At 60.6% G+C, this 17352-nt stretch carries 19 protein-coding genes; 4 read left to right on the forward strand and 15 right to left on the reverse strand.

The genetic code is table 11. From position 1 onward, the window contains the following. Window positions 1-51 precede the first annotated feature (51 nt). Together X744_RS164520 and X744_RS164515 are read right to left on the reverse strand one after the other, a co-directional pair. Window positions 52-636: a GDYXXLXY domain-containing protein gene (locus tag X744_RS164520; RefSeq protein ID WP_031259632.1), complete on the reverse strand. Its 585-nt coding sequence runs from the start codon at window positions 634-636 to the stop codon at window positions 52-54. Further along, on the reverse strand, window positions 633-1751 hold the full coding sequence (locus X744_RS164515) for a DUF2157 domain-containing protein (protein WP_023757604.1): 1119 nt from the start codon (window positions 1749-1751) through the stop codon (window positions 633-635). Before X744_RS164515 ends, X744_RS164520 begins: the two co-directional genes overlap by 4 nt. A gap of 235 nt (window positions 1752-1986) precedes the next feature. Between X744_RS164515 and X744_RS1000000171485 the strand changes: the two genes are divergently transcribed. The 3 genes from X744_RS1000000171485 to trmFO all read left to right on the forward strand — a co-directional run bounded on the left by X744_RS1000000171485 (window position 1987) and on the right by trmFO (window position 4375). After that, window positions 1987-2127, forward strand: coding sequence for a DUF1127 domain-containing protein (locus tag X744_RS1000000171485; protein ID WP_013531315.1), 141 nt, complete (start codon window positions 1987-1989; stop codon window positions 2125-2127). A 49-nt stretch (window positions 2128-2176) separates the two neighbouring features. Further along, window positions 2177-2317: a DUF1127 domain-containing protein gene (locus tag X744_RS1000000171490; RefSeq protein ID WP_023757605.1), complete on the forward strand. Its 141-nt coding sequence runs from the start codon at window positions 2177-2179 to the stop codon at window positions 2315-2317. 570 nt (window positions 2318-2887) lie between these two features. Further along, on the forward strand, window positions 2888-4375 hold the full coding sequence (trmFO, locus tag X744_RS164510; protein WP_023757606.1) for a methylenetetrahydrofolate--tRNA-(uracil(54)-C(5))-methyltransferase (FADH(2)-oxidizing) TrmFO: 1488 nt from the start codon (window positions 2888-2890) through the stop codon (window positions 4373-4375). Window positions 4376-4393: 18 nt separating this feature from the next. On the opposite strand, the gene X744_RS1000000171495 is transcribed toward trmFO, so the two are convergent. The 9 genes from X744_RS1000000171495 to yajC all read right to left on the reverse strand — a co-directional run bounded on the left by X744_RS1000000171495 (window position 4394) and on the right by yajC (window position 11588). After that, window positions 4394-5053, reverse strand: coding sequence for an HNH endonuclease signature motif containing protein (locus X744_RS1000000171495; RefSeq protein WP_084025145.1), 660 nt, complete (start codon window positions 5051-5053; stop codon window positions 4394-4396). 5 nt (window positions 5054-5058) lie between these two features. Beyond that, window positions 5059-5520: a DUF262 domain-containing protein gene (locus tag X744_RS164500; protein WP_023757608.1), complete on the reverse strand. Its 462-nt coding sequence runs from the start codon at window positions 5518-5520 to the stop codon at window positions 5059-5061. After that, window positions 5486-5830: a DUF262 domain-containing protein gene (locus tag X744_RS1000000173420; protein WP_156938480.1), complete on the reverse strand. Its 345-nt coding sequence runs from the start codon at window positions 5828-5830 to the stop codon at window positions 5486-5488. The genes X744_RS164500 and X744_RS1000000173420 overlap by 35 nt, the downstream gene beginning before the upstream one ends. An 89-nt stretch (window positions 5831-5919) precedes the next feature. Beyond that, window positions 5920-6867 carry a sterol desaturase family protein gene (locus X744_RS164495; protein ID WP_023757609.1) on the reverse strand — a complete coding sequence of 316 codons (948 nt, stop codon included), beginning with the start codon at window positions 6865-6867 and terminating at the stop codon, window positions 5920-5922. Continuing rightward, on the reverse strand, window positions 6867-7301 hold the full coding sequence (locus X744_RS164490; RefSeq protein WP_023757610.1) for a hypothetical protein: 435 nt from the start codon (window positions 7299-7301) through the stop codon (window positions 6867-6869). Before X744_RS164490 ends, X744_RS164495 begins: the two co-directional genes overlap by 1 nt. 82 nt (window positions 7302-7383) lie before the next feature. Next, window positions 7384-8226, reverse strand: a complete 843-nt coding sequence (locus X744_RS164485) for a phytoene/squalene synthase family protein (RefSeq protein ID WP_031259636.1) — start codon at window positions 8224-8226, stop codon at window positions 7384-7386. A 1-nt stretch (window position 8227) separates the two neighbouring features. Then, window positions 8228-8620 (reverse strand): Mth938-like domain-containing protein, encoded by a 393-nt coding sequence (locus tag X744_RS164480; RefSeq protein WP_023757612.1) that lies wholly within the window; start codon window positions 8618-8620, stop codon window positions 8228-8230. Between the two features lie 28 nt (window positions 8621-8648). Then, window positions 8649-11198 (reverse strand): protein translocase subunit SecDF, encoded by a 2550-nt coding sequence (secDF, locus tag X744_RS164475; protein ID WP_023757613.1) that lies wholly within the window; start codon window positions 11196-11198, stop codon window positions 8649-8651. Between the two features lie 51 nt (window positions 11199-11249). Then, window positions 11250-11588 carry a preprotein translocase subunit YajC gene (gene yajC / locus X744_RS164470; RefSeq protein WP_008876289.1) on the reverse strand — a complete coding sequence of 113 codons (339 nt, stop codon included), beginning with the start codon at window positions 11586-11588 and terminating at the stop codon, window positions 11250-11252. Between the two features lie 276 nt (window positions 11589-11864). On the opposite strand from yajC, the gene X744_RS164465 reads away from it, so the two are divergent. Beyond that, window positions 11865-12740, forward strand: a complete 876-nt coding sequence (locus tag X744_RS164465; RefSeq protein WP_023757615.1) for an ATP-binding protein — start codon at window positions 11865-11867, stop codon at window positions 12738-12740. A 96-nt stretch (window positions 12741-12836) separates the two neighbouring features. Here the strand turns inward: X744_RS164465 and X744_RS164460 are convergent, their stop codons facing one another. The 4 genes from X744_RS164460 to serS form a co-directional block, all read right to left on the reverse strand. Further along, window positions 12837-14348: a peptidoglycan DD-metalloendopeptidase family protein gene (locus X744_RS164460; protein WP_023757616.1), complete on the reverse strand. Its 1512-nt coding sequence runs from the start codon at window positions 14346-14348 to the stop codon at window positions 12837-12839. 186 nt (window positions 14349-14534) lie between these two features. After that, window positions 14535-15188, reverse strand: coding sequence for a protein-L-isoaspartate(D-aspartate) O-methyltransferase (locus X744_RS164455; RefSeq protein WP_023757617.1), 654 nt, complete (start codon window positions 15186-15188; stop codon window positions 14535-14537). Continuing rightward, window positions 15185-15943 (reverse strand): 5'/3'-nucleotidase SurE, encoded by a 759-nt coding sequence (gene surE / locus X744_RS164450; protein ID WP_023757618.1) that lies wholly within the window; start codon window positions 15941-15943, stop codon window positions 15185-15187. Before surE ends, X744_RS164455 begins: the two co-directional genes overlap by 4 nt. Continuing rightward, a complete protein-coding gene (gene serS, locus X744_RS164445) occupies window positions 15943-17247 on the reverse strand; it encodes a serine--tRNA ligase (protein ID WP_023757619.1) in 1305 nt (434 codons plus the stop codon). Before serS ends, surE begins: the two co-directional genes overlap by 1 nt. Window positions 17248-17352 lie beyond the last annotated feature (105 nt).

Consider the following 17352-nt stretch of genomic DNA (forward strand, 5'->3'; position numbering starts at 1 on the left):
TTATGGGGGTCTGGTCTCTTGATTCGCACCGATCACCGGCGTCCGTCGTTATTAATATAGCGGTTCCTCGAACAGCGTCCTGTCGCCGTCGACCAGTGCCTTGATCTGCGCGGTGCCATCGCTGGCAAGGGCGAGCCGGATGCCGAACGGCCGCACCCGCATGTCGTCCTGGATCGTCGTCCCCTCGCCTTCCGACAAGTAGAAGCGCTCGATGCCATAGTCCGGCGCGATGGTCGTGACATCGCCGCGAAGATCCCAGCCCTCGGCGACATGGCCAACGATATCAACCTCGTCGGCAGCGGCCGGCGTCGGCGCCTTGCCGAACCAAGCGGTCGTCGGCTGCCAATAGGCGTCGGCGCCCTTCCTCAGGCGGACGACGATAGCGGTGTCGTCGCTCGAGAATTTGTCGGCCGGTATGTTGGCGATCATTTTCACCGGTATCCGCGAAATCTCATAGCCGAGGACAACATAGTCGCCGCGCAGGAGGTCGCGCGGGTCGATGGGTTCGACCTTTAGCAGCACCTCCTTGCCGTTGCGCAGAATCGCCGCTCGACCGGCGATGATCCAGCTCAGGAAGCCGATCTGGACAAGCACCAGCACCAGCGCCGAGACAACAAGTCTTTTCCCGGTCATCATGCTGCGACTCCCCCGGCGACTGGACCCTTCATGCGTTTTTCCACGCGCATGATGACCAAGGCAAGGGCGCCGAGCAGCACCGCGGCGGCCAGGAAGAAGCCGGCGGTATCGAGCATCGATTGCAAGGTCACGACATAGATGATGGCGAGTTCGAAAGCGAAACCGGCATAGGCAAGCCAGCGCAACCCACGGCTCTCCCGTCCCGCCAGCACGATTGCCGCGACGATGCCAGCCAGGGCGACGACCGAAGCGATGGCGAAACCGCCGTTGTAGGTGCTCTCGTCAGCCAGTTCAAACTGGATCATCGCCAGGCCGGTGAGGAAGCCGAGCAGCGAATGCAAGGGTAAGTGGCCGCCGAGTTGCACGATCCTGTCGACGGGGTCCGGCGCCAAGACCGAGGCCGCGAACAGCAGCGCCGAAACGATGACCAGCGGGATCGCAACCTGAAGCGTGTCGTGGTTCGTGATCAGCAGCACCAGGTAGAACAGCACCGACAGGATGATCAGGTGCCGCGCTGGCTGGCTGCGGGTCCAGAACGAGACGGCATACAGCACGGTCGCCATGACGACGAAGCCATGCGGAAATTCGCTGCGGCTGAAATGGTCGAAGCCTTTCAGAAACAGCCAGGCATCGGCAATGCCGACAGAAGCGACAGTCAGCGGGTTCGAACGCAACATCACCGCCGCCAATGCCGTGCCCGTGCCCCACGTGACCAAAGCCGACGCCTCGTCGCCGGACAGATGATACATCTGGCCGATAAGCGCGATCGAGCCGCCGAAAGCCGCTGCGGCCACGATCCACAGCGCCTCGCCGATCGCCGCATGGTCGCGCGTCTTCAACACCGCGCCGCCGATGTAGCCGCCAACGATGACCGCAAAGAGGGCCAGAACGCGCGCCAGCCGCGGAATCGCATCCCAGTTGGCGGCGACGAAAATCAGGATGGCGGCGCCGAACAGCAACGCAGCCATCATCGCCAGGATCGAGCCGAAACTGAGCGATTTGCGCTCGTTAGCCTCGATATCGCGCGCCAGCACGTCGGCCGTCGGCGCGTCGATCAGCCCAGCCTGCTGCCAGCGGGCGATATCCGCCCTGACCCGCGACGAATAACCCGCCATGCCGCTTCTCCCCAGTTTGGTCTTCTTGTCAGCCGACGAGGTCAAACCGTTGACGCTACGGCATTTTCCGATTCGGGTTTCTTTGTGTCAGGTCCGTGAACGCGCATTAATGTTGCATTGCACAATTTGCATTGCTGCCATGCAGCCATAGCGCTTTTAAATCGATATAGCCCCGCCTATTTATGGTTCGTACACAAACGGAATGATCCGCAAGAAAGACGAAACGAGAACTACCATGAACCTGATCCGCAACTACCGCAACTGGCGCCGCTACAGAGACACCGTGTCCGAGCTGAGCCGCCTGAGCAACCGCGAACTGACCGACCTCGGCATCAGCCGCAGCGATATTCCTTACGTCGCTCGCAAGGCGGTCTAATTCTTCGGACCGCGAATGGTCCGAACCAATTTTGAAAAAGAGAACGACAATGAACCTGATCCGCAACTATCGTAACTGGCGCGTTTATCGCGAGACGGTTACCGAGCTGGGTCGCCTCTCGAACCGCCAGCTGCATGACCTCGGTATCGTCCGCGACGAAATCAAGGTCATCGCCCGCCGGGCGATCTAACCAGAATTTCGCCAGGGTCGACCTCCTCCCCGACCTTGACGGATCCGGTCAACCTTCACCTCCTCCCGAGGGTTGACCACAAAAACGGCGCCCGCCGCACCTCCTCCCGCGGCGGGCGTTGTTTCCCCGGGGCAAAGCTAATTCTGCCCCAAAAAGGGTTTCGCCCCTTTCAAAAAGCGAAAGAGTTTTCGTCAAAGCCGACCTCCTCCCCGGCGATGACGAATAGGCCCGACCTTCACCTCCTCCCGAAGGTTGGCCACAAAAACGGCGCCCGCCGCAACCTCCTCCCGCGGCGGGCGTTGTTTGCCAGGGGCAAAACGAATTTTGCCCCAAAGGTTTCGCCCCTTTCAAAAACGGCGAAAGAGTTTTCGTCAAAGCCGACCTCCTCCCCGGCAATGACGAATACGGTCGGCCTTCACCTCCTCCCGAGGGTCGACCCCAAAAACGACACCCGCCGGACCTCCTCCCCCGGCGGGTGTTGTTATATTCAGGGTTGATTCTCCGACCGCTGTTTGCCTGCGCCACGCACGGCAATTGCAATCGCCGCATCAAGCGATTATTCCGACGCTCATGAGCACAAATCCCATCCACATCATCGGTGGCGGCCTTGCCGGCTCTGAAGCCGCCTGGCAGGCAGCGCAAGCCGGCGTTCCCGTCATCCTGCATGAAATGCGGCCCGTTCGCGGCACCGATGCACACAAGACCGATAGCCTGGCCGAGCTGGTCTGCTCCAACTCCTTCCGCTCCGACGACGCCGAAAACAACGCCGTCGGCCTGNCCGATAGCCTGGCCGAGCTGGTCTGCTCCAACTCCTTCCGCTCCGACGACGCCGAAAACAACGCCGTCGGCCTGTTGCATGCCGAAATGCGGCTGGCCGGCTCCTTGATCATGAGCGCCGGCGACGCCAACCAGGTGCCGGCCGGCGGTGCGCTTGCCGTCGATCGCGACGGATTCTCCGACGCTGTGACGAAAAAACTCGAAGCCCACCCGCTGATCACCATCCAGCGCGAGGAAATACCGGGCCTGCCGCCGGCGGATTGGGATCAGGCGATCATTGCCACGGGTCCATTGACCGCGCCCTCACTTGCCCAGTCGATCGCGGAAGCAACCGGCGCCGATGCGCTCGCCTTCTTCGACGCAATCGCGCCCATCATCCACTTCGACACGATCGACATGGATATCTGCTGGTGCCAGTCGCGCTACGACAAGGTCGGACCCGGCGGTACCGGCAAGGACTACATCAATTGTCCCATGGACAAGGACCAGTACCTTGCTTTCGTCCAGGCGCTGGTCGACGGCCAGAAGACCGAGTTCAAGCAATGGGAAGGCACGCCCTATTTCGACGGCTGCCTGCCGATCGAGATCATGGCCGAGCGCGGCGTCGAGACGCTGCGTTACGGACCGATGAAGCCGATGGGGCTGACCAATGCCCACAACCCGACGGTAAAGGCCTATGCCGTCGTCCAGCTGCGGCAGGACAATGCGCTGGGCACGCTTTACAACATGGTCGGTTTCCAGACCAAGCTCAAGCATGCCGAGCAGGTGCGCGTGTTCCGCACCATACCGGGTCTCGAAAACGCCGATTTCGCCCGGCTCGGCGGCCTGCACCGCAATACCTATATCAACTCGCCGACCCTGCTCGACGCGTCGCTGCAGCTGAGATCGCGCCCAGGCCTGCGTTTTGCCGGCCAGATCACCGGCTGCGAAGGCTATGTCGAAAGTGCTGCGATCGGCCTGCTCGCCGGCCGCTTCGCCGCTGCCGAAAGGCTCGGCCATGCACCGTCGCTGCCGCCGCTCACCACAGCGTTCGGCGCGCTGCTCAACCACATCACCGGAGGCCACATCGTATCGGATGACGAACCGGGAAAACGCTCCTTCCAGCCGATGAACGTCAATTTCGGCCTGTTCCCACCCGTGGAGGCGCCGAAGTCCGAGGGCAAACGCATGCGCGGCAAGGACAAGACCGTCGCCAAGCGCCATGCCATCACATCACGCGCACGCGCCGATTGCCGGCAGTGGTTGGGACTGCCGGTGCAAACAGCCGAAGCCGCGGAGTAGTTACATGCGATCAGCAAGCTAGGCTGAAGCTGTCCCACGCGAACGATTGCAATATCGATGGCTCAATCTTGCGTTTGACATCGCAGTCTCACCGCCATGCGAAAATGGTTGGATGTGATCGACCTCGGAGTCATCAATATGCTCAATCTGCTGTTTGCAAATCCCACAAGTGGGTTCTAGCTCATACAATTGGCGCTTCTCAACGTAGGAGTAGACTCGCCGCTCCTTTGGACGGACTTTGATGATTTCCTCGAGTGCATCGCCCCATTTCTTAAATCTAGTTCTGACCCGAGCAGCTTCGGCAGTACCTAGCATGATGGCGTCGTTAAAGTCGCGATCAGCAACGCACATCTTGATATACCTCTCTCTAATTTCATCCTTATTTTCAATAATTTGCCTTTTTTCGTAGCGCGCAAACCAAAACATAACCACGTCAAATACGGCTTTGTTGATCGAGCGCTCCCATTTTCCACGCGGGTTATTGTCATTGCCTTCCGAATAGCGTCGAAAAGCATTTTCGCCAAAAACAGTAAATGACAATTCCACAGCATTCGAAAAATCTCTGGTATACTTCTCGCTCAAATCCGGAGAAATATTTCTACGTTCCCTCATATGGCTATTTAAAAATGACCTCATCTTTTCATTGTAATTTAAATGAGTAGATTCGTTAAAAGCCATAAATCTCAGTCAACATCTTGCATCCTCGCTGCGGAATTATTTATCCCAAGCATTTTTTGAAAAGTCGGGTTGTTAGCCAGGTCGCACAACTTGTTATTATAAGGACCTCTATAAATACAATTTCTAATTTCCTGATCAGCCAGTGCGACAGATCCTGTATTTAGGCGTTCGAATATTTCGAATTTCACGTCTGGGTGAGATTCTTTCGAAATTTTTATAATTTGAATAGTAAAATTATTAATGGTTTTCCGCAGATCAGGAGGCAAGTCCGCGTAACCAATCTTTTCATACTGGGAAAGAATTTTCATTTTTCCGAGCCGAAACGGTCGATGCTTTACATTCTCGCCACGAGTACGTCTCTCCTCATCCTTCTTTGAAAGCGGAAAAAAACCCTCAATAAAAGAGAAGCAAGTGGTCAGCCTTTGTTGGCCATCAATCACGACCTCCAGCCCATTCTCTTCTTCCATGAAGTAGGATGGACTCGATTAGTTTTGTTGCTTTATTTTTATCCCAGACATAACCACGTTGAAATGAGGGGCGAGGATCAAGCTCCTTGTCCTCCTTACATGCGCGATATAGATCGATTACGCGCCTAGCTGCGGAAGAAAAATTAATCGGAGTAAACGCAGACTTTGGTAGATCTAATGGTCCTTCGTCTTCATCCTCAGGTTCAACTGAGATATCAGATGACTCCATATCATTTGGATCGCCTAACTTATTTTGGAGTATCAGAAAATCTTCAGAGTTTCCAACTTTAGTATCTAAACCGTCAACCATTAGAATTTCCCCATCCCGCCGAGTGCTGCCAATCATTCGTGACAAGCAATGTAAGTCAACATAAATTTATTGTCTGCCGGCAATTTCGCCTATTGTTCGGCTCGTAAGGAACCGGGCAGCCCTGGCTTGCCGGCCTCGTCAGGATTTCGCCTGACATAGGCAGCCTTCAGCGTCTCCGAAGTTTCGCGCGAGCCGTCGTGGCTCCAGCCGGGAGGCTTGATCAGGTAATTCAGGCGATGGCTCAAGGTCAGCCCCGGCATCGCTGCATCCTTGAACATGCCGATCCATTCATGGAACGCGACCTTCAGCGGATTGAAGGTGCCGAGATTCCTGACGATGCCATAGCGCGGCCGATCTTCCTCCAGCTCCCCGACGAAGGTGCCGAACATGCGGTCCCAGATGACCAGCGTGCCGGCAAAATTGGCGTCGAGATAGCGCGGGTTGGTGGCGTGGTGGACGCGGTGGTGCGAGGGCGTGTTGAAGACGAACTCGAACCAGCCCCACATCTTGCCGATCGTCTCGGTGTGGATCCAGAACTGCCAGACCAGATTGAAGCCGAAGGTGAAGGCAATGACCGCCGGATGGAAGCCGAGCAGCACCAGCGGCGCCTGCAGCGCGAACATGAAGGTAAACAGGCCGGTCCAGCTTTGCCGCAGCGCCGTCGATAGATTGTAGTGCTGGCTGGAATGGTGGTTGACGTGCTCCGCCCATACCCAGCGCACCCGGTGCGCGATGCGATGATAGAAATAGTAGCGCAGATCATCGAGCAGGAAGGCGGCGAGGAACACCCAGACCGACAGGCCGAGATTGAAGACGCGGAATTGCCACAGCCACAGCAGCGCCCAGTAGGACACGACGCCAAGCAGCAGCCCGGCAACGACATTGCCGGTGCCCATTATCAGGCTGGTCAAGGTGTCGCGCGTCTCGAACGATCCCTTGGCGCGGCCGGTTCGCACCAGCCAGAGCTCGATCAGGATCGCGGCAACGAAGAGCGGGATGGCCAGCTGCGTGACCTGCGGGAAGTTGTACTCGTCCATCACGCAGCCTCCCGGGCGGAACTTGGATGTTGCGGCTGAAGTGTCTTCAGCAAGCCTTGTGCATCTGCTGCGCTGGAAAAGCGAAAGCGGCCGCCCGTCCAGGTGAAATCGGCGAGCCGGAACGAGACCGCATTGACATCTTCGGTATTCAAAACCGCGACATCTTGAGGCCCGACGATGCGGGTCAAAAAGCAGTCTCCGACGCTATGAACGATCCCGATGCGCCCTTGCCCGATATCCAGAAAAGCGGTCCTGGCGTCCGCCGTCAGGCGGACCAATGCCGCTATCTCGTCCGGAAAATCCTCGGCGAATCGGCTCATTGCTTGATCGGCGCCGGCCAGCGTCGCCGTCTTGCTGCCGCCGGTGAAATGCACCGCGGCAACCGACAGCGCAATGCCAAGGGCGACGATCGCGATCAGCAGCGGCAGGCTCATGAACGGGTATCTCCTCCGGCCGGCCTGTCGTCTTTGGCAACAGTTCTGGCTCGAGGACTCCTTAGCATGATTGACGTTTACGTCAAAATGCCGGCCAGCCTTTGGTCGCGCGGCGCAAAAGCAGCCAATGCCGGCGCAAGGCGGACAGCCGCGCCACGCCGTCGAGTGGGGAGCCGCGCTCCATTTTCGTGAGGTAAGCGCGCGACAGCGCCAGCGGCAGAAATGCCGGGCGCAGCGAGACCGGCAACGCCGCAGCACCTTGCTCGAAGGCGGAAAGATGGTCCCGCGCCAGAGCGATCATTGCCGCCACTGCGCGTTTGGCACCAGGACCGCCATCGCCTGCGATGAATTCTTGCGGCGAAGAGCCAGCCGCAGCAAGGATATCGGCTGGGATAAAACACTGTCCGCGCTTGCGGTGCAACGTCAGCAACAGCAGCAGACCGGTCATTGCCTGCGCGCAGCCTGCCCTACCCGCCAGTTCGGCAAAGCGTGGCGCCTCGCCGGGATCGAGCACCATTGCCGCAAGCTGAATGAGCGCGGCGGCCGTCTCGCCGCAATAGCCTTCAAGATCGGTGCGCGACGGCATCGGGTCGTCGTAAAGATCGAAGATGCGCGCATCGAGCATGTTCTCGAAGGCCAGTCTCGGCAGGTTGAATGTCGCTATGGTGGCATTCAAGGCTTCGGCTGTGGGATGGCCGGCGCCGGCCTCGCCGCCGACGGCGATGACATCGCGCCACCATTGCAGGCGCACCTCGCCCGGCAACGCTTCATGGATGCGGTCGCGGATGCCTGCGACTTCGGCGTTGAAGGCGTAAAGCGAAAACAGCGCGTCGCGCTTGTCTGCCGGCGCATAAAGCGCCGTGAGATAGCGGTCAGGGTCGCCGGCGCGCACTGCGTCCATGACGATTTCGGCATTTTGAGACATGTCAGTCGACGGCAATGAGCGCGGCGGCCACGGCGCGCTCTTCCGCCAGAAGGACATTGTAGGTCCGTACCGCTGCACCGGTCGACATCGGGTCGGACGCAATGCCGGCCGCTTTCAGCGCGGCCCGTAGTGTGGCGGGCAATGGCCTGAGATCCCTGCCCATGCCGACCAGCAGTATCTCGACTTTTCCGGCTTCTGCCAGCAGCTTGTCGAAATCCGCCACGGTCAGGGCAAACGGATCGGCCGGTTCCCAGCCATGGATGCCGGATGGCAGACAGAGCAGCGAGCCGCGATGCGACATGTCGGCAAAGCGAAACCCCCCATTGCCGTAGGCTTCGATCGGCGCGCGGCCGGGAAAATGCGCATCGCGGATGACGATGCCTTTACTGGTCACCGTTTTGTTACCCCTTCGGGGCGGCGCGTCAGGTCGCGACCGCCTTGCCGCCGCCGAGCGGCTTCTCCTCGTCTGCCGAAGCCTGCGGCCGCAGCTTGAACAGGATCAGCAACGGCGCTGCGATGAAGATCGACGAATAGGTGCCGAAGACGACGCCGAACAGCATCGCCATGGTGAACGAGCGGATCACCTCGCCGCCGAAGAGGACCAGCGCCAGCAACGCAAGGATCGTCGTCACCGAGGTCAGTGTCGTTCTCGACAGCGTCTCGTTGATGGCGTTGTTCAAGAGTTGCGGCAGCGGCATCCGCTTGTACTTTCGCAAATCCTCTCGAACGCGGTCATAGACCACGATCGTATCGTTCAGCGAATAGCCGATGATGGTCAGGATCGCCGCCAGCGATGATTGGTTGAATTCGAGCCCGCTGATGACAAAGAAGCCAAGTGTCATGACCACATCGTGTACCGTCGCCACGATGGCGCCGACCGCGAACTGCCATTCGAAACGGAACCAGACATAGATCAGGATACCAAGCAGCGCGATCAGCATGGCGATCGTGCCTTGCTTGGCGAGTTCGCCCGAGACGGTCGGCCCCACCACTTCGACGCGGCGGAAGTCGTAATTGTCCTGCAGTTCGCCGCGCACCTTGTCGATGACGGTCTGCTCGGCATTCTCGCCGCCATCCTGGGTCCCGACACGGATCAACACGTCGTTCGGCGTACCGAACTGCTGGACTTGCACCTCACCGATATTGAGTCCGGTCAGTCGCCCGCGGAGGTCTGCGAGGTCGGCATTGCCGCTCTTGGCCTGAACCTCGATCAGCGAACCGCCCTTGAAATCGATGCCGTAGTTGATGCCGACCGTCATGAACAGCACCACCGACAGGATCGACAGCGCGCTCGAGAGCGTGAACGTCCAGCGACGGATTCCCATGAACGGGATTTTCGTGCCGGCTGGGACGAAGGTCACCGGCGCGCGCGGCAACTCCTTCGGGCGAGCGCGGCGCAGCCAGATCGAGACCAGCAGACGGGTGAAGGTGAACGCGGTGAAGACGGTCGTCAGGATGCCGATCGCATACGTGATGGCAAAGCCCTTGACCGGTCCGGTCCCGAGATAGAACAGCACTACGGTCGCGATCAGCGAGGTGATGTTGGAATCGACAATGGTCGCCAGCGCCTTGGTGAAACCGGTATCGATCGCCTGGATCACCGAGCGGCCTGCACGCCGCTCCTCACGGATACGCTCATAGATCAACACGTTCGAATCGACTGCCATGCCGATGGTCAGCACAATACCGGCGATACCCGGCAAGGTCAGTGTCGCGCCGAGCAGCGACAGCAGTCCGACGATCATCGCCACGTGCACCGCCAGCGCGATGTTGGCGAGGAAGCCGAGCAATCCGTAGGCGACGAACATGAACACGACGACCAGAATCGAACCGATGATGCCGGCGACCTTGCCGGCATGGATGGAATCCTGGCCGAGACCCGGGCCAACCGTCCGCTCTTCGATCACCGTCAGTGTCGCGGGCAAGGCACCGGCGCGCAGCAGCACGGCCAGGTCGTTGGCGCTCTGGGCGGTGAAATTGCCCGAGATCTGGCCGGTGCCGCCGAGGATCGGCTCGCGGATCTGCGGCGCCGAAATCACCTGGTTATCGAGGATGATGGCGAACAGCTTCCCGACATTCTGCGCGGTGGCCTGGCCGAAACGCGCAGCACCCTTCGAATCGAAACGGAAGGAGACCACCGGCTCATTGTTCTGCGAATTGTATGTCGCCTGCGCATCGACGAGATTTTCGCCCGAAACGATGACGCGGTTCTCGATCAGATAGGGGACCGGCGGGTCGTCCTGTGAATAGAGCACGGACGAGCCGGCAGGCGGACGACCGTTGAGGGCGTCCTGAACCGGCATCGACTGGTCGACCATCTGGAAGGTCAGCTTGGCGGTCTGGCCGAGGATTTCCTTAAGCCGCTGCGGGTCCTGAAGACCCGGCACCTGGACAAGGATGCGGTCGTCGCCCTGCCGCTGCACGATGGGTTCGGTCGTGCCGAGTTCGTTGACGCGGCGCTCGACCACCTCGATCGACTGCGTCAACGCCGTCGACGTGCGATATTTGATGCCGGCGTCGGTGACGTTGAACTTGAGCAGGCCGGGCTCGGAATCGTCGAGCGTCATTTCCTTGATGGAGCCACCGGTGAACAGGCCGGCAGCAACCGGTTCGGTCAGCGTCTTCAGCGCTGTCTTGGCGGCATCCACTTGAGCGAGATCGGTGATGCGGACCTGCAAGGTCCGCCCCGTGCCGGCAAGGCCGGTATAGCCAATCTTGGCGTCACGCAGCAGTGTGCGGATTTCGTCGCGCGTCGTCTCCAGCCGGTCCTTGATCAGATCGTTCTGATTCATTTCCAGCAGGATGTGCGAGCCGCCCTGCAGGTCGAGGCCGAGCGTCATCTGACGCTTCGGCACCCAGCTGGGCAGTTGGGCCAAGGTGCTTGCGGGGATGAGATTGGGCGCGGCGAGGATCACCGTGATGGCCACGGCCACCCAGATCAGGATCATCTTGAAGCGCGAAAAGTACAACATATGGCGTCGTCCGTCAGAGCGTGTCCGCGGATCGCTCCGCCTGAATTCTGGTTATTTCTTGGCGTTCTGGTTCGCCACCGGCTCGCCCTTGACGCGCACGTCGGCGATCGTCGAACGCAACGCGGTCACCTTGGTGCCACCGCCGAGGTCGATCTCGAGCTCGTTATCGTCGATCACCTTGGTCACCTTGCCGACGAAGCCTCCGCCGGTGACGACCGTATCGCCGCGACGAACTGCCGCCAGCATCTCGCCGCGCTTCTTCAGCTGCGTACGCTGCGGCCGGATGATCAGAAAATACATGATGACGAAAATCAGGACAAACGGCAAAATGCTGATGAACATGTCGGGAGAAGCGCCGACGCCTTGAGCGTATGCCGGTGTCACGAACATCGAGGTACTCCTGAATTTAGAAACAGCCGCCAACTTGGCGGCCCCTTGAAATTTGGCCGGAATATAGTCGGTAAAGTTGTCAATGCAACTGCGCGGCCAGCCAAATCGGCTGCTTTTCCGGCCTGTTGGGCCGTGTTAGAGCATGATCGCGAAAAGCGCGAGCCGGTTTTGCGAAAAGATCATGCTCGAACAAAAGGTTGCAACCGATTTCGAACCTCGACGCGACAGGTCGGGTTCACGCTCGCGTACGTCCAAACGAGAAAACAAAAGACAGACATGACCGACAGCAGCATTGAAGCCCTGAACCAGAAACTCGACAGGCTGATCGAGGCGGTGAGCCGCCTCGCCCCGCCGCCAGTGCCCCAAACCGACCTCGGCGAGGCCGATTGCTTCGTCTGGCAGGCCGATCCGGGCTATCTGGAGCCGGTGCGCAACGTCAACCGCGTCGACATAGGCCTGATCCGTGGCGTCGATCGCGTCCGCGACATCCTGGTCGACAACACCGAACGCTTCGCCGCCGGCTATCCGGCCAACAATGTGTTGTTATGGGGTGCGCGCGGCATGGGCAAATCGTCGCTGGTCAAAGCCGTCCATGCGCGGATCAACGGCGAGGCCAAGTCCGAGCTGCCGTTGAAGCTGATCGAAATCCACCGCGAGGACATCGACACGCTGCCGAAGCTGATGGGATTGCTGAAGGCAGCCCCCTTCCGCTTCATCCTGTTTTGCGACGACCTCTCCTTCGACCACGACGACACCTCCTACAAGTCGCTGAAGGCGGCACTCGAAGGCGGCGTCGAGGGACGCCCAGCCAATGTCATCTTCTACGCTACCTCGAACCGTCGCCATCTCCTGCCGCGCGACATGATCGACAATGAGCGCTCGACCGCCATCAACCCGTCCGAAGCGGTTGAAGAAAAGGTCTCCCTCTCCGATCGTTTCGGCCTGTGGCTCGGCTTCCACAAATGCTCCCAGGACGAATATCTCGACATGATCGACGGTTATGTCCGCCATCACGACCTCGCCATTGATCCAGAGCAACTGCGCGCCGAAGCATTGGAATGGGCGACGACCCGCGGCAGCCGCTCGGGCCGCGTCGCCTGGCAGTTCACCCAGGACCTGGCCGGCCGGCTCGGCAAACCGCTGAAGGACTAAGGCGGAGAAGGCAAACTGAAAAAGCCCGCTCCTGGCGGAGCGGGCTGAGCCGGCGGGCCGGACTGGAGGTCAGACGGCCTGCAAATTGCTTTTTTTCTATTCGAGGTAGCCCGACGGATCGACCGGGGCAGAGTTCTTGCGCACTTCGAAATGCAGCTTCGGCGAGTCCGTCGTGCCGCTCATGCCCGACAGTGCGATTTCTTGGCCGCGCTTGACCTTTTGGCCGCGCTGCACCTCGATAGAGCTGGCGTGACCATAGACGGTGACCAGGCCATTCTCGTGGCGCACCAGAACCGTGTTGCCGAATTCCTTGAGCCCGTCGCCGGCATAGATGACGACGCCGTTCTCGGCCGCCTTGACCGGCGTTCCCGTCGGCACGGCGATGTCGACGCCGTCCTTGCCGGACCCGAAACCGGAGATCACGCGGCCGCGCACCGGCCAGCGCATCTTGCCGATGCCGGTGGCGTCAGGCGCAACGGCATCGTCGTCCTCGGCCTGCTGGATGACTTTCGAATCTTTCTTCGGCGGCGTGTAGGACGCCAGCGTTTCCGACGGCGTGGTCTTTGCCGCTGGCTGCGTGGTGGCCGTGGTCACCGGATCGATCTTGGCAGGCTTGGCGCTGGCGACCGTCGCGGCCCCACCAGTCGGCACCTTCAGGGTCTGGCCGATCTTAAGCAGTCCATCCTTCATCCCGTTGGCCTGCTTCAGAGCAACGACGCCAACGCCGGTCTTCCTGGCAATCGAAGACATCGTATCGCCCGACTGGACCGTGTAGGTCCCAGCGGCCTTGGCCGCGGCCATCTGCGGCTTGGGCTGCTTGGGCTGGTTTGCGGCGGCCGCCGTGTCGACCTGAGCGGCGGACTTGCCCTCCTTCAGCTTCGGCTGCTGGGGCAGGACCGCGACCTTTTCGGGTGCCGTGGCCGGCTGGTCGTGCTTGCCGTCTTTCGCCGGCTTGACCTCGGCGACTTTCGGCTCGCCTTTGTTCGAGTAGGCATAGGCCGGGATAACCAGCTTCTGGCCGGTCTTCAGACCCTTGGTCGCGCTCAGCCCATTGACCTTCATGATCGCGTCGGCCGGCACCTTGTAGTGCTGCGCTATGCCTGAAATCGTTTCACCGTCCCTGACGACGATCTCGGTCGCATGCGGCGTACCAGCAGCTGCCACGCGCGGTGCATCGGGCTGCGCAACCTTGAACGGCGATGCGGCCGGAGCGACGGTACCGGTCGTGGTCCTGTCGACATGCGGCGCCGCAGCCAATGCGGTGCGCATCGGCTTTGCGGCAGGCGCCAGTGCGGGAGCCGGCTGCGCCTGGGCAACGGGCGGCGGCAATGGCCGCGTCGAAACCGGCTCGAGGCTGGAGCGGCTGACCGACTGTGTGTGGCTGCCATCGATGGGGGCGGCCGCGACATCACCCGGATAGGGCTGCTGTACGGCATCCTGCTTGTTGATGATCGCGCGCTGATTGTTCGTCGAGGATGTAAAGACGTCGTCGACGCCATTGAACCGCGAAACCTGGGAACTGCATCCCGCAGCAGCACCCGCGACCACCAGTATGGCGCAGCCTCGCGCCAGATTGCGACCGTTTGTCTTCAAAACTCTGAGTTGCATCGCACTAACCCGCACATACCCGGTACAAACTAGGCATGATTAAAGCGCGTTAATGTTACTCGACGGTTAACCCCATGGAATCCGGCGAAATTTTTCTTAAAATATTAGAGGGTGAGCTGAGGGGAGATTTTACGTCAGCCGAGCCGGTGTCGAGGACGGGCGCGAAGCTGGCGTTTGCAACATCGCCTATATGACGGCGGCCACGCTGCGCAGGATAGGCTGCAAGCGGACAAGGCCGATATCCTCACGCTCGAACCGGCTGCCGACCTTGGTCAGCTTGGCCAGCACCTGCTCGCCCTCCTCGGGCCCGATCGGGGCGATGACGATGCCGCCGCTCGACAATTGATCGAGCAGGAAGCGCGGAAGGCTGTCGAAGGCTGCCCATGCGACGATGCGATCGAACGGCCCTTCGTTCGGCAGCCCGCCGGAACCATCGGCCTGGCGCACGATGACATTGCCGATACCGAGCGCCTCGAAACGCTGCCTGGCCTGCTCGACGAGCGTCCTGTAGCGATCGGTGGTGACGACCCGCGCCGCCAGCCGCGACATCACGGCCGAGGTATAACCGGAGCCGGTGCCGATCTCGAGCACGCGATTGCCCTGCTCGATGGCGAGTGCGGCGATCACCGCCGCCTGCATGTCCGCGCCTTCGATCGCCTCGCCGCATTCGATCGGCAGCATGCGGTCCGACCAGGCGATCTGATGGAACTGGGCCGCCAGGAAGCCGCGCCGCGGCGTCGCCTCGAAGGCTGCGATCAACGCCTTCGGCACCGTCCCCCTGCCGCGCAGGCGCAACAGAAAGGCGGCAAAGCCTTCACGGTCATCGAGGCCCTGGTTCATGCAAGCGCCTTGCTCAGTTGATCACGGATTTCATGCGCGGTGAGGTCTAGCTGCAGTGGTGTCACCGACACCAGCCTGTTGCGCAGAGCATAGAGGTCTGTGCCTTGCTTGCCTTCGACCGGCTCGCGGCCGAAACGCAGCCAGTAATAAGGCAGGCCGCGCCCGTCACGGCGCTCATCGACCCACAAGCTGTGCACCAGTTTGCCTTGCGAGGTGACGACCGTTCCGGCGACCTCTTCTGGAAGGCAGTTCGGAAAATTGACGTTCAGCAAAACACCGTCCGGCAACGGCGTCGCGACCAGTTTCTCCAGCAGCGCCGGCGCCAGCGCCTCGGTCGTCTCGTATGGGACGACGCGGTCCTCGCCGACATAGCTGTAGCCCTGGCTGAGCGCGATCGAGCGGATGCCGAGCAGCGCGCCTTCCATGGCACCGGCGACGGTGCCGGAATAGGTGACATCGTCGGCGATGTTGGCGCCGGAATTGATGCCGGACAGGATCAGGTCGGGTGCGCCGGGAAGGATCTTCTTGACTCCCATGATGACACAATCGGTCGGCGTGCCGCGCACGGCAAAATGCTTCTCGCCGATCTTGCGCAGCCGCAGCGGCTCCGAGATCGACAGCGAATGGGCGTAGCCTGACTGATCCTGCTCCGGAGCCACCACCCAGACGTCGTCGGACAGGGTGCGAGCGACGCGTTCGAGCGACGCCAGGCCCTCGGCATGAATGCCGTCGTCATTGGTCAGGAGGATGCGCATTATTTCGCTTCGATCTTTTCCAGACCGCCCATGTAAGGCCGCAGCACTTCAGGAATGGTTATGCTGCCATCCTCATTCTGATAGTTTTCGATGACAGCTATGAGCGCGCGACCAACCGCGGTGCCCGAACCGTTGAGCGTATGGACGAAGCGGTTGCCCTTGCCGTCTTTGTCCTTGTAGCGGGCGTCCATGCGGCGCGCCTGGAAATCCCCGCACACCGAGCAGGACGAAATCTCGCGATAAGCGTTCTGGCCGGGCAGCCAGACTTCGATGTCGTAGGTCTTGCGCGCGCCAAAGCCCATGTCGCCGGTGCACAGCGTCACGGTGCGGAACGGCAGGCCGAGCCGCTTCAGCACTTCCTCGGCGCATTGCGTCATCCGTTCGTGTTCGGCGAGCGAGGACTCCTGGTCGGTGATCGACACCAGCTCGACCTTGTAGAATTGGTGCTGACGCAGCATGCCGCGCGTGTCGCGCCCGGCCGAACCCGCTTCCGAACGGAAGCACGGCGTCAGCGCCGTATAGCGCAGCGGCAGTTTTTCATGCGAGGTGATTTCTTCGCGCACCAGATTGGTGAGCGGCACTTCGGCTGTTGGGATCAGGCCAAGCCTGCCCTCCCCGTGCGGCGTGAAGAACAGATCTTCCTCGAACTTCGGCAACTGGTTGGTGCCGAACAGAACGTCGTCCTTGACCATCAGTGGCGGGATGACTTCTTGGTAGCCATGCTCGGTCGTGTGCAGGTCGAGCATGAATTGTCCGAGCGCGCGTTCCATCCGCGCCAGGCCGCTTTTCAGCACGGTGAACCGCGAGCCCGACAGTTTTGCCGCCCGCTCGAAATCCATCATGCCGAGCGCTTCGCCGATCTCGAAATGCTCCTTCACCCAGTTCGGCGGTGTCGGCGCCTTGCCGACGACGCGCTTGACGACATTGTCGTGCTCGTCCTTGCCGACAGGTACGTCGTCGAGCGGCACGTTGGGCAGCACCGCAAGCGCATCGTTCAGCGCCTTGTCGAGTTCGCGTTCGCGCGCCTCGCCATTCTGGATGAAGGTCTTGATCTCGCCGACTTCGGCTTTCAGTCTTTCGGCAAGTGCCGCATCGCCTGAACGCATGGCGTTGCCGATCTCTTTCGAGGCGGCATTGCGGCGCTCCTGCTTGGTCTGCAATTCGGTGACGTGTTCGCGCCGCGCCTCGTCCGAGGCGATCAGCCCGTCGACCGTGGACTGCGCCTCACCGGCCGACCACGAGCGCTTGACTAGCGCCTCGACAAGGGCCTTCGGGTTGTCGCGAATCCATTTGATGTCAAGCATGGTTCATCCGTCCTCAGGAAGCATGTCGCCCAAAAGTGCGCAGCGGTTTTGGACAACGACATGCTCAAAACAAAACTGAAACGCAGCGCTTGATAGCGATGCGTT

Source organism: Mesorhizobium sp. LNHC252B00 (assembly GCF_000502955.1).
Lineage (GTDB): Bacteria > Pseudomonadota > Alphaproteobacteria > Rhizobiales > Rhizobiaceae > Mesorhizobium.